This window comes from Phyllobacterium sp. 0TCS1.6A, from assembly GCF_026420825.1.
GTDB lineage: Bacteria > Pseudomonadota > Alphaproteobacteria > Rhizobiales > Rhizobiaceae > Phyllobacterium.
In genome coordinates, this window is record NZ_JAPMAB010000003.1 from 1 (window position 1) to 12,411 (window position 12,411).

The window sequence follows — 12,411 nt, forward strand, 5'->3', positions numbered from 1 at the left end:
TTTGTGCAGAATACCCCGGCTTCAAACAGGGGGGATAAGTTTTTTTGCGTGCCGGAAGGAAGAATGAGCGAAATCAGTAGCTTGCAGGGCAAAATATTTTTTGAGGCCGAAAATCTATCCCACCACGTGGGCCGGTTGTGCCCATGTTCAATGGGTATCAGCCCCAGCCATGGGCGGCGAGCCCATAGATCCAGGGTTCGGCGGGCTTGCGGTTGAGAAAGGGTCTTCCCTTGGACATTGTCGTGACGGTTCCATACACGCCAAGCCGGCACTGCGCCAGGAAGTCGGCAAAAAGCCCGTCCTTTTCCCGCGTATCGACACGAACGAATTCGCCCTTGAGTTTCTGCAGGTGGATCGCGGCGAGGTGGACCGCGTCGCGGTCGCTGGAGGCGACTATGGGTCCGATGACCTTGCCGCGGCCGAAATCGCGGCAGCAGGAATAGCCGGCGAGCTTGCCGTCGCGCTTCAGGACGACGATGTCCGCCTTGCGGGTGATGATGTCGAGGAGATCGCCGCGATCGACACCGAAGGCGCGGGCGTCGAGATCCGCGATATCGCCCAGCATCCCGGCGGATATGGGGGCAAGCTCGCCGTCGAGCGGCGGCAATGGCGGCAATGTCAGCGCTGCCTCGCCCTGGCACTGATAGACGACAGCCTCGTCCCGGAAGTCCAGCGAAAGATAGAGCGCATGGGCCGCATGCGTCGCGTTGAGGCTCAGATATCGGCCCTTGCAGCGACCCAGCACCTGATCCATCAGCCAGCGGCCATTGCCCTGCGCCTGCGCGCGCGGCGTGGTGATCACCATGCCGATCGTCGCGAAATCGTCGCCGTGCGGAAACCACATCGCACTTCCGAACACGCGCCCGATACCATCGACGGCAACGATGCCCGGTCCCGTCTGCAGCAGCTGTTCCCAATCCGTGGGCCGGTGCGGCCAGCCGACGCCCAGCGACAGGGCATGGAGCGAGGCGATATCCGCCTCTGCGATGTCGCGCGCAACCAGCTCGAACGATTGCAATTGCAATGAATTCCGCATCTCGGCCTATTCGCTCCCTCCCGCAGGCATATCCTGCCGCATCATCGCATGGTAACTCCGGCAGGACTTGCTTCCTGGCGCGGGCAATTCGCAATCTTCGTCCGAAGCGCCGCCGTATTCGGCATGGAACGCTGCCCGGGCGGGCTATGCTGCCATATCGAAGATTGCTCTTACAATGTGGCAGCCCATGCAGGTCGAAGAAATTCTGGCAAAGCTGATCGGATTTCCGTCTGTCGTCGGATCGCCAAACCACGCGATCGCCGATTGGATCGCCGCCTATGCGCGCGCGGCAGGCGCCGAGGTAGCCGTGCTTCCGGGGCCGGAAGGAGACAGGAGCAACCTGTTCATCTCCGTCGGCCCGCGCGAGACACCCGGCTATGTTCTTTCAGGCCACATGGATGTGGTGCCGGCGGGCGAGGCGGGCTGGCAGGGCGATCCGTTCGCTCTGCGGCGGGATGGCGACAGGCTCCATGGCCGCGGCACCACCGACATGAAGGGGTTCCTCGCCTGTGCGCTGGCCGCCCTGCCAAAGCTTGCCGCGAGCCGGCTGGCGCGGCCGGTTCATCTCGCCTTCTCCTATGACGAGGAGGCGGGTTGCCGCGGCGTGCCGCATCTCCTTGCTGCGCTGCCCGGTCTTTGCGCCAGGCCTCTCGGCGCCATCATCGGCGAGCCGAGCGGGATGCAGCCCGTGCTGGCGCATAAGGGGAAAGCCGCGGCCAGGCTCGAAGTGATCGGCCGGCCGGGCCATTCGTCGAGGCCGGACCTCGGATTGAACGCCGTCCATGCCATGGCCGTCATCGTCGCGCAGGCGGCACTCCATGGGCAGGCGCTTGCGAACGGTCCGCTCGATGCGAATTTCGAACCGCCTTATTCGTCCTTGCAGTTCGGCGTGATCGCGGGCGGCCAGGCGATCAACATCATCCCGGACCGCTGCACGGCGGAGGTCGAGGCGCGCGCCATCGCGGGCGTTTCGCCGGCATCATTGCTCCAGCCGGTGAAGCAGCAGCTGCTTGCCCTGCGCGAGCAGGGTTATGGAACCGCCTGGGATGACATGAGCGCCTATCCGGCATTGTGGCTGCCCGCCGAACATGCGCTCGCCGGGCTGATGGTCGAGCTGACGGGGGAGAAGGCGCTTGCTGCGGTCAGTTACGGCACCGAAGCTGGACTCTATCAGCATGCCGGCATCGACGCGATCATCTGTGGCCCCGGCAATATCGACCGGGCTCACCGTCCCAATGAATATATCGAAACCCGGGAACTCGCCGCATGCCAGCAGATGATTGCCGGCCTCGCGGCGCGTCTCATATCGTAGCGCGGCGCCATGGCTTTTCTCTTCAATTCCGATGCGGCGCGCGGCGCCATCTTTCGCGAGGCTTTTGCCTGGGAGCTGCCGGATATCGAGTTCTTTCAGGCCGGCGAGAGCGTCGAGCCCGAAAGGATCCGCTATCTGATCAGCTGGACGGCGCCGGAGGACATCGCGCGCTATACCAATCTCGAAATCCTGTTTTCGATTGGCGCGGGAGTCGACCAGTTCAAACCCGGCAGCGTGCCCCGGCACGTCAAGCTCGTGCGCATGATCGAAGACGGCATAACCCGGATGATGCAGGAATATGTGGCGCTCGGCGTCCTGACGCTGCACCGGGAGATGACGGCCTATCGCGAACAACAAAGGCAAGCGCAATGGCGGCCGCTGGCCATACCGCCGGCCAATGAACGCCGCGTCGGGTTCCTCGGCCTCGGCCTCCTGGCGCAGGCTTCGATCGAACGCCTGAAGCCCTTCGGTTTCGCGCTGTCCGGCTGGAGCCGCAACAGCAAGGAAATCGACGGGGTCGAATGTTTCTCCGGGGCGGGCCGGTTTACGGACTTCCTGCAGCAGGCGGATATTCTCGTCTGCCTCCTGCCGCTGACGGACGAAACGCAAGGCATTCTCGATGCCGAGCTCTTCGCCCGGCTGCCCGAGGGTGCGCGGCTGCTTCATGTCGGCCGCGGGCCGCAGCTCGACCATGACGCGCTCGTCGCGGCGCTCGACAGCGGCCATCTCGCCGGCGCGATGCTCGATGTGACCGATCCTGAACCGCTGCCTGCCGCAGACCGGCTCTGGTCGCATCCAAAGGTCGTGATCACCCCGCATATCGCCTCCGTCACCCAGCCGGGAACGGCTGCAAGGGCGGTCATCGAGAACATCCGTCGCCACCGCGACGGCAAGGAAATGGTCGGCCTCGTCGATCGAAAACTCGGCTATTAACCAAGGAAATGCCATGTCGCTTCTGATCACCATCGATACGAACCCGGATTTTGCACCCAAGGAAGCACTCCCGACGCCCGAACGGCTGATATCCGGCAATCCGGCTTTCAAGACCTGGGCGCAGGATGCTTCGAAGGACGAGCGCGTGCTGACGGGAATCTGGGAGGCGACGCCGGGCGAAACGCATTCGATCAAGGGAACGACCTTCGAATTCTGCCACATCCTTTCCGGCCTCGTCGAGATCGAGGAGAAGGGCGGGGAGACGAAGACCTATCGCGCGGGCGACAGTTTCGTCATGAAGCCCGGCTTTGTCGGGATATGGCGCACGATCGAAACCGTTCGCAAGATCTATGTCTGCGTCTACGAATGAGCGCGGGGCGACCATGACGCTAAGCTTTGACCCGGAGACGCTTGAGCTTCCCTTTCATCACTTCATAGCCGGCGAGCGCGTGGCGGCCGAAGGCGCGCTGGAAATGCGCCGGCCATCCGACGGCATGGCCTATGGCGGCTGCCCGGTCGCCGATGCGTCCGTGGTCGATCGCGCGGTCCAGGCCGGGCGGGAAGCGCTGAAATCAAGCGGCTGGGCAGATGCGCGGCCGCGCGAAAGGCTGAACGCCATGTATCGCTGGGCCGACCTGATCGAGCAGGAGGCGCCGGCGCTGGCCCGGCTCGAGGCCTTCTGCTCGACCCGTCCGGTCGTGCAGCTCGCCGAGGGCGATATCGCCGTGACGGCCGAGCAGATACGCTTCTTCGCGGAATTCGCCGACAAGGAGGGCAGCGTCGTAGCGCCGACGAGCACCGACAGTTTCGGCATGACGCTCAGCGAGCCCTATGGCGTCATCGGTGCGATAACGCCGTGGAACTTCCCGATTTCCATGGCGGGCTGGAAGCTCGGACCGGCCCTCGCCGCCGGCAACGCGGTCGTGCTCAAACCGTCGGAAATCACGCCGTTCTCGACGCTTTTCATGGCGGAACTTGCCGTGAAGGCCGGTATTCCGGCCGGATTGATCAACATCGTCCTCGGCGAGGGTCCGACGACCGGCAATGCCATCACCGGCCATCCCGATATCGCAAAGGTGAGTTTCACCGGCTCGACCGTTGCCGGCAGCGCCATCATGGCGAACATCGCCCGGACCGGCATCAAACCCATGACATTGGAACTCGGCGGCAAGAGCCCGCAGGTGGTGTTCGCCGATGCCGATCTCGAACTTGCGGCGGCCGCCATCTCGCGCGGTATCCTAGCCAATGCCGGACAGGTCTGCGTCGCCGGCTCGCGCCTGATCGTCGCCGAGGAGGTTGCCGATGCGTTGAGCGAGGCCATCGCGCGCCACATGGCCAGGATCGAACCGGGCCTGACCTGGGACGAGAACACGCAATATTCGCCGATCATCTCGGAGCGGCAGCTCGGCCGCATCGACGAGATCGTCAAGCGCGCCGCCAGCCTTGGCGCCGAATGCGTCGTCGGCGGCCGGCGGATGGATGTGGAGGGCTATTTCTACGAGCCGACCCTCCTGCGTGGTGTCGATGGCAATTCTCCCGCCGTCACCGAGGAGATATTCGGCCCGGTGCTGACGCTGCAGACGTTCCGCGAGGAAGAAGAGGCGCTCGCGCTCGCCGATCATCCGACCTATGGGCTGGCGGCGGGCCTGTTCACGCGCGACCTGTCGCGCGCGATGCGCGTGATGAAGCGATTGCAGGCAGGGACGATCTGGGTGAACCGCTATGGGCGTTCGCGCGATCACATTCTGCCGACAGGAGGCTATAAGAGTTCGGGGATCGGCAAGGATCTCGGGCGGGAAGCCTATCTCGCCAACCGCAAATACAAGAGCGTGCTCATCGACATCGAAGGAAACAATTCATGAAGAACCATTCCATAGCGCTTATCCCGGGCGACGGCATCGGCCGCGACGTCACCGACGCGGCATGGCAGGTGCTGGAAGCCGCAGCCTCGCGCCACGGCTTCGGCCTCGAAGCCCAGCGCTTCCCGTGGTCCTGTGCCTATTACCGCGAGACCGGCGCCATGATGCCGGAAGACGGTATCGAGACGCTGCGCAAATTCGACGCCATCTATCTCGGGGCGGTCGGCTGGCCGGCGGAAGTTCCGGATTCCGTATCGCTGCATGGCCTTCTGCTGCCGATACGCAAGGCGTTCGTGCAATATGCGAATATCCGGCCGCACCGGCTGTTGCCGGGTGTCACCGGTCCCCTGCGTTCCGACGGTTTCGATATTCTCTGCATTCGCGAAAACACCGAGGGAGAATATTCCGGCGCGGGCGGGCGCGTGCATATGGGCACCAGTGATGAAGTCGCGGTCGAAACGGCGATCTTCACGCGCGCCGGCGTCGAACGCATCATCCGCTTCGGCTTCGAGCAGGCGCGCGTGCGCCGCAGGAAGCTCGCCTCGGTGACGAAGTCGAACGCGCAGAAATATTCGATGGTGTTCTGGGACGAGGTCACGCGCGCGGTGGCGAAGGACTATCCGGACGTCGAAGTTTCGTTCTTTCACATCGATGCCATGGCGGCACGCATGGTCATGGCGCCGGAAGGCCTCGACGTCATCGTTGCGTCCAACCTCTTCGGCGACATCCTGACCGATCTCGGCGCTGCCATCCAGGGCGGGCTCGGCTACGCCGCCTCGGCCAATATCAACCCCGACCGCAGCGCGCCGTCGATGTTCGAGCCGGTGCATGGCTCCGCGCCGGACATTGCCGGCATGGGCATAGCCAATCCGATCGCGGCCATCTGGTCGGCGGCGCTGATGCTCGAACATCTCGGCGAGCAGGAGGCGGCGCGCGGCATCATGGCGGCGATCGAGGCGGCAACGACACAGGGCATCGGCACGATCGCCGGCAAGGACAGCACGGACGCCATCACCCGGGCCGTGCTTGCCGCCATGGCTTGAGCAGAAACGAGGAAACCATGCACGCATTGAAAGACAAGGGGCTGTTCCGGCAGCAGGCACTCATCGGCGGCGACTGGCGCGACGCGGCGTCGGGCGCAGATGTCGATGTCACCAATCCGGCGACGCTCGACAGGCTCGGCACCATTCCCGACATGGACGCTACCGAGACCAGAGCGGCCATCGAGGCGGCATCGCTCGCCTTCAAGAGCTGGAAGAAGAAGACCCATGCCGAGCGCGCGGCGCTGCTGGAGCGCTGGCACGCGCTGATGATCGAGCACGAGCAGGACCTTGCGCTGCTGCTGACGCTCGAACAGGGCAAGCCGCTCGACGAGGCGCTGGGCGAGATCCGCTATGGCGCGTCCTTCGTCAAATGGTTTGCGGAAGAAGCCCGTCGTATCGAAGGCGCTACCATTCCATCCCCGACGGCCGACCGCCGCATTCTCGTCCTGAAGGAAGCCGTCGGCGTCTGCGCGATCATCACACCCTGGAACTTCCCGAACGCCATGATCACCCGCAAGGTGGCGCCTGCGCTGGCGGCCGGTTGCACGGTGGTCGTCAAGCCTTCGGAGTTCACGCCCTTTTCCGCGCTGGCGCTTGGCGTGCTGGCCGAACGGGCGGGTATCCCGGCCGGGGTCATCAATATCGTCACCGGCATGCCGACGGAAATCGGCAAGGAACTGATGGCGAACGAGACCGTCCGCAAGATATCCTTTACCGGATCGACGCGGGTCGGCGCGCTGTTGATGAAGGGTGCCGCCGACAGCATCAAGCGGCTCAGCCTCGAACTCGGCGGCAACGCGCCGCTGATCGTCTTTGACGATGCGGATCTGAAGCAGGCGGTCGAAGGCACCATCGCCTCGAAGTTCCGCAATGGCGGCCAGACCTGCGTCTGCTCCAACCGTATCCTGGTGCAATCCGGCATCTATGAAGCCTTCGCCTCGAAGCTTGCCGAGCGCGTTTCGGCCATGAAGGTGGGCGCAGGCACCGAGGAAGGCGTTGCGATCGGCCCGATGATCAATCATGCGGCCATCGAAAAGATCGAGCGCCATGTCAGCGATGCCCTCGGCCGCGGTGCAAGTATTCTGGCGCAAAGCGAGAAGATGGCGGAGGGCAGGCAATATGCGCGTCCGATCGTGCTTGGCGGCGCGACGACCGATATGCTGCTTGCGTCGGAAGAGACGTTCGGGCCCGTGGCTCCGCTGTTTCGCTTCGAAACCGAAGAGGAAGCCATTGCCATCGCCAATGCCACGCCGTTCGGTCTTGCAGCCTATTTCTTCACCGAAAATCTCAAGCGGTCATGGCGCGTCGCCGAAGCACTTGAGTTCGGCATGGTCGGCCTCAACACCGGCCTTGTATCGACGGAGGTCGCACCCTTCGGCGGTGTCAAGCAATCGGGACTTGGCAGGGAAGGATCGAGACTCGGCATCGACGAATATCTCGAGGTCAAGACGCTGCATGTCGGCGGGCTCTGAGACAGGAGAGAAGGCGGGTTTTCCCGCCTTTGCTTCGCAGCTGAGAAATCATTGCACCCTGTCGAGGAATTTATAGTAGAGGCCGACCAGCGGCAGGAACCAGGGCTTGCCGGAATAGCCGGGGATGGCTGGCCACTCCAGGCCGGCGAACGGATTGCGGTCACCGCGCCCGAGGATGGCGTCCGCCAGATGGATGCCCATCTGCGTGGACATCTGCGCGCCATGGCCGGAATAGCCCATGGAATACCAGACGCCGTTGGCAAAGCCCGCGCGGGGATAGCGGTCCTGCGTCATGTCCACGAGGCCGCCCCAGCAATAGTCGATCTCGACATCGGCCAGATGCGGAAAGAGCCGGACGAGGTTGGCGCGCAGGATCGCGCCGCTCTTGCCATCCGAGCGCTGGTCGGATGTTGCCGAAAAGCGTGCGCGACCGCCGAAGATCATGCGATTATCGGGTGCGAGGCGAAAGTAATTGCCGATGTTCATCGAGGTCACATAGGTGCGGTTGCCGGGCATGGTCGCCGCAATTTCGGCTTGCGTCAGCGGGCGCGTGGCGATGATGAAGCTTCCGACCGGGATGATGCGATTGCGAAAATATGAAAAGCCGGCATCCGTATAGGCGCCTGTCGCGAGGATGACGCTGTCTGCCGTGATGCTGCCGCGCGGCGTGACGATCCGATGGCCGCCGCTGTCGGTCTTGTGCTCGGTTACGGGCGTGCCTTCGAAGATCACCGCTCCATGCCGGGCGGCTGCGGTCGCCAGGCCGCCGACATAGCGGCCCATATCCATCATGGCGCTTTGGCGCGAAAGCATCCCACCGTGGAAATCGTTCGAGCCGACCTCGCCGACGAGATCGCCGCGTCGCAGCAGCGCCGTATCGGCATCGACTTCGGCGTGAATAGCCTCGAAATTGCGCGCGAGACTGTCGAAATGCGCCGGTTTTGACGCAAGTTTCAGCTTGCCGGCGCGCCGGAAGGAACAATCGATATTCTCCTCCCGAACGATGCGCTCGACCGTATCGACCGAAATGTCGAACGCCTTGTAGAGCGCCCGGGCGCGCTCCGGTCCGAGATGCTCCTTGGCGGCGATGTAACTATGCGCCAGGCCGTTGTTGAGATGGCCGCCATTGCGGCCCGACGCGCCGGAGCCGACGTGACCCGCCTCGAAGACGGCCACGCGGGTGCCCGCCTTGGCCAGATGCAGTGCCGCCGACAATCCGGTGAAGCCGCCGCCAATCACCGCGACGTCATAATGCCCTTCCGGCGGGTTCGGCTCCGCGCCGGTGAAAGGCGGCGTCGTATCGTGCCAATAGGGCTTGAACTGCATCGGCTTTTCTCTCCGTGGCGGCGCTCGCGGAACGCGCGGTTAAAGCCCGACGACGCCCGGCAATCCCGAAATATCCTTGATCTCGGTATAGCCGTAATAGGGGTTTGCCGGCTCGTGGCCACGGTTGACCCAGACCTTGTTCCTGATGCCGAGATCATGTGCCGACATCAGATCATAGCGGAACGACGAGGAGACGTGGAGAATGTCTTCCGGCCGGGCATTGAGCTGGTCCAGCATATATTCGAAAGCCTTGAAGCGCGGCTTGTAGGCCTGTGCCTGCTGCGCCGTATAGACCGCGTGGAACGGCGCGCCGAGCTTTTCGACATTGGAATGGATCTGCTCGTTCATGGCGTTGGAGAGGATGACGAGCGGGATTTCCCTCGCGACCCTGGCAAGGCCGGCGGGCACGTCCGGATGCGGTCCCCAGGTCGGAACCTTCTCATAGACCTTGCGCGCGTCTTCCGCATTGAAAGCCACATCGTGCTTCCTGCACGTCCGCTCGACCGCATTGTGGATAACCTCGTTATAGGGCTTCCAGTCGCCGAGTATCTCATCCATCCGATAGGCGGTAAAGTCGGCATTGAACTTCTGCATCGCCTGCTCGTCGAGCTGGTCGCCATAGAGCTCGCGGGCGGCCTGCGACATCTGGAAATTCGTCAGCGTGCCATAACAATCGAAGGTGATGTATTTCGGTCTGAACTGGGCCATGTCTGATCCTTCCTAAGCCTTGCGGACACTGCGGTGCCCTCCCGATCCATAATAATTGCCGGCGGATGGACTAATCACTGCAATGACCCGCAGCCGAAGCAGATTGTTTCGTATCTGACTGCAGCTTTGGCAGAGAGTTGCGTCCGGACCTTCGTCGGATACGCATCGGCGCGGCGTCCCGGAACGGTTTGACGATTGTCGCGGCATAAGATGCGGCGCTGGCGCGGAAGGACAGTGAAATTGCGCTGCCCGGACGTGCTGGTCGGGAGGAACTGCTGCTCCCGGCAGCCTAATTTGTCCCTGGAGAGAAGCGATCTGGAAGAAGGCATGACAACGACGCAAATTACCATCGGGGAGTTGGCATCGGCAGACCTCGCTGCCGCCGTCACCCTGTCCCGGCAGGCGGGCTGGCCGCACCGGCGCGAAGACTGGGCGATGATGCTGGCCCTCAGCACCGGCGTGGCCGCATTCGAGGATGGGCGCGTGGTCGGTACGGCGATGATGACGCCTTTCGGCGAAGACATCGCCACCATCAACATGGTTATCGTGGACGAGGCGATGCGGGGCCGCGGATTGGGGCGGAAGCTCATGCAGGCAGCCCTCGATGCCGCGGGCGGACGTACATGCCTGCTCGTTGCGACCAAGGACGGGCTGCCGCTCTATGAAAAGCTGGGCTTTGTCGCCACCGGCGAAATCGCGCAGCACCAGGGCGTGGCATCGAACGTAGAAGCGCCGGACAATGTTACATGGGCAACGACCGGCGATCATGAGCGCATCCGCGTGCTCGACCGGCTGGCGAAGAAGTATGACCGCTCCGAACTGATGCGGCTGCTCGACGAGCGCGCGCGGTTCGTGGTCATTCGCCCGGAAGGTCAGGTCGAAGCCTTTGCCGCGGTTCGTCGCTTCGGCCGTGGCCTCGTCGTCGGCCCGGTGGTTGCGAGAGACGCGGCCGATGCTCGTGCGCTCATCAGTTTCGTGCTTTCGAACCATACGGGCGAATTCGTGCGCGTGGACACGGACAGGTCCACCAATCTGGCGCCATGGCTCACCGAACATGGGCTCTCGCATGTCGGCGGCGGCGTCACCATGCGGCGAGGGGCCGACGTGCGGGCCGCAGCGAGCGAGCCGTACCAGACCTATGCACTCGTCAATCAGGCTCTCGGTTGAACAGGTAGAATCGGAGAATATCATGCTCAGCAATTCATTGATCGAACTCGACCGCGCCCATCTGGTGCATCCGGTTTCCTCCTATCGCGGCCATGAAGCCGCGGGTGTGCGGGTGCTGCAATCCGGCAAGGGCGCAACCGTCACCGACGCTTCGGGCCACAGCCTGCTCGATGGTTTCGCCGGCCTCTGGTGCGTCAATGCCGGTTATGGCCAGGACAGCATCGTCGAAGCCGCCGCGAAGCAATTGCGCGAATTGCCCTATGCCACCGGCTATTTCGGCCTGGGCTCGGAACCGGCCATCCGCCTTGCATCCGAACTGGCAGACAGGGCGCCGGGCGATCTGAACCATGTCTATTTTACCCTCGGCGGATCGGACGCCGTCGACAGCACCATTCGCTTCATCCGCTATTACCAGCACGCCAGGGGCAAGCCGCAGAAGGACCAGTTCATCTCGGTCGAATATGGCTATCACGGCTCCTCGACGGCGGGCTCCGGCCTCACGGCCCTCCCGGCCTTTCACGCGGGTTTCGGCGTGCCCTATGACTGGCAGCACAAGATTCCCTCGCATTATGTCTACCGCAATCCAGCAGGCACCGACCCCAAAGCGATCATCGATACATCGACGGCTGCATTGCGCGCCAGGATCGAGGAACTCGGCGCGGAACGCGTCGCCGCCTTCTACGTGGAGCCGATACAGGGCTCGGGCGGCGTCCTGGTGCCGCCGGCAGGATGGCTCAAGGCCATGCACGCGGTGTGCAGGGAGTTCGACGTGCTTTTCATCGCCGACGAGGTCATCACCGGCTTTGGCCGCACCGGGCCGCTCTTTGCCTGCGAAGACGAGGACATCGTTCCGGACTTCATCACCGTCGCCAAGGGGCTGACATCCGGCTACGCGCCGATGGGTGCCGTCTTCATGTCGGAACATGTCTATAATACGATTGCCGACGGTGCCGGCAAAGCGGCTGTTGGCCATGGCTACACCTATTCCGCTCATCCGGTCAGCGCCGCAATCGGTCTCGAATGCCTGCGTCTCTACGAGGCCGGGCTGCTTGAAAACGGCCGCAAGGCCGGCAAGCGCCTGATGGCGGGGCTCCAGTCGCTGGCGGATCATCCGCTTGTCGGCGATATTCGCGGCCGTGGCATGCTGGCGGCGATCGAACTCGTCACCGACAAGGAGCGCAAGACGCCATTGCCGGCGGATGCCGATCCGGCGCGCCGCATCTTCGACCGCGCCTGGGACAATGGCCTTGTAATCCGCGCCTTCGCCAATGGCGTGCTCGGCTATGCGCCGCCGCTTTGCTGTACGGACGACGACATTGACGCCATCATCGAACGCACGCGCCTGACGCTCGACCAGACGCTTGCCGACGAGGATGTCCGCGCGGCCATGCGCGGTTGAGAACGCGAAGCGCGGTTGCGGCGGAATTTGGCAAATACCGAAGATTCGCAATTTTATGCTGCCGTGCTTCGCCTATTCAGCGCAAATGATGCCCGCGTCCATAGGACACTGTCATGGCTGGCAAAGGCAGCTGCGGAACCCGGACACGCTCGATAC

11 protein-coding genes are annotated in these 12,411 nt (G+C 63.4%); 8 read left to right on the top strand and 3 right to left on the bottom strand.

Features of this window, described 5'->3' with window-relative positions:
- Positions 1-157 precede the first annotated feature (157 nt).
- Positions 158-1,036: a GNAT family N-acetyltransferase gene (locus OSJ75_RS08185; protein ID WP_267227520.1), complete on the bottom strand. Its 879-nt coding sequence runs from the start codon at positions 1,034-1,036 to the stop codon at positions 158-160.
- Between the two features lie 187 nt (positions 1,037-1,223).
- On the opposite strand from OSJ75_RS08185, the gene argE reads away from it, so the two are divergent.
- The 6 genes from argE to OSJ75_RS08215 are packed head-to-tail and all read left to right on the top strand — an operon-like array spanning position 1,224 to position 7,655.
- Positions 1,224-2,348: an acetylornithine deacetylase gene (argE, locus tag OSJ75_RS08190; protein ID WP_267227521.1), complete on the top strand. Its 1,125-nt coding sequence runs from the start codon at positions 1,224-1,226 to the stop codon at positions 2,346-2,348.
- A 9-nt stretch (positions 2,349-2,357) separates the two neighbouring features.
- Positions 2,358-3,281 (top strand): 2-hydroxyacid dehydrogenase, encoded by a 924-nt coding sequence (locus tag OSJ75_RS08195; RefSeq protein WP_267227522.1) that lies wholly within the window; start codon positions 2,358-2,360, stop codon positions 3,279-3,281.
- Between the two features lie 13 nt (positions 3,282-3,294).
- Positions 3,295-3,651 (top strand): cupin domain-containing protein, encoded by a 357-nt coding sequence (locus tag OSJ75_RS08200; RefSeq protein WP_267227523.1) that lies wholly within the window; start codon positions 3,295-3,297, stop codon positions 3,649-3,651.
- 13 nt (positions 3,652-3,664) lie between these two features.
- The gene (locus OSJ75_RS08205; RefSeq protein WP_267227524.1) at positions 3,665-5,143 is read left to right on the top strand and encodes an aldehyde dehydrogenase family protein; all 1,479 of its coding nucleotides are present in this window, start codon (positions 3,665-3,667) and stop codon (positions 5,141-5,143) included.
- Positions 5,140-6,183: a tartrate dehydrogenase gene (locus OSJ75_RS08210; protein WP_267227525.1), complete on the top strand. Its 1,044-nt coding sequence runs from the start codon at positions 5,140-5,142 to the stop codon at positions 6,181-6,183. The genes OSJ75_RS08205 and OSJ75_RS08210 overlap by 4 nt, the downstream gene beginning before the upstream one ends.
- Positions 6,184-6,200: 17 nt before the next feature.
- Positions 6,201-7,655, top strand: coding sequence for an NAD-dependent succinate-semialdehyde dehydrogenase (locus OSJ75_RS08215; RefSeq protein WP_267227526.1), 1,455 nt, complete (start codon positions 6,201-6,203; stop codon positions 7,653-7,655).
- A 48-nt stretch (positions 7,656-7,703) separates the two neighbouring features.
- Here the strand turns inward: OSJ75_RS08215 and OSJ75_RS08220 are convergent, their stop codons facing one another.
- Together OSJ75_RS08220 and OSJ75_RS08225 are read right to left on the bottom strand one after the other, a co-directional pair.
- Positions 7,704-8,981: an NAD(P)/FAD-dependent oxidoreductase gene (locus OSJ75_RS08220; protein ID WP_267227527.1), complete on the bottom strand. Its 1,278-nt coding sequence runs from the start codon at positions 8,979-8,981 to the stop codon at positions 7,704-7,706.
- Between the two features lie 39 nt (positions 8,982-9,020).
- A complete protein-coding gene (locus tag OSJ75_RS08225) occupies positions 9,021-9,689 on the bottom strand; it encodes a haloacid dehalogenase type II (protein WP_267227528.1) in 669 nt (222 codons plus the stop codon).
- 327 nt (positions 9,690-10,016) lie between these two features.
- Here OSJ75_RS08225 and OSJ75_RS08230 point away from each other — a divergent pair, with 327 nt between their 5' ends.
- Both OSJ75_RS08230 and OSJ75_RS08235 read left to right on the top strand, forming a co-directional pair.
- Positions 10,017-10,856 carry a GNAT family N-acetyltransferase gene (locus tag OSJ75_RS08230; protein ID WP_267227529.1) on the top strand — a complete coding sequence of 280 codons (840 nt, stop codon included), beginning with the start codon at positions 10,017-10,019 and terminating at the stop codon, positions 10,854-10,856.
- Between the two features lie 22 nt (positions 10,857-10,878).
- Entirely contained in the window at positions 10,879-12,255 is a 1,377-nt protein-coding gene (locus OSJ75_RS08235) for an aspartate aminotransferase family protein (protein ID WP_267227530.1), read from the top strand.
- Positions 12,256-12,411 lie beyond the last annotated feature (156 nt).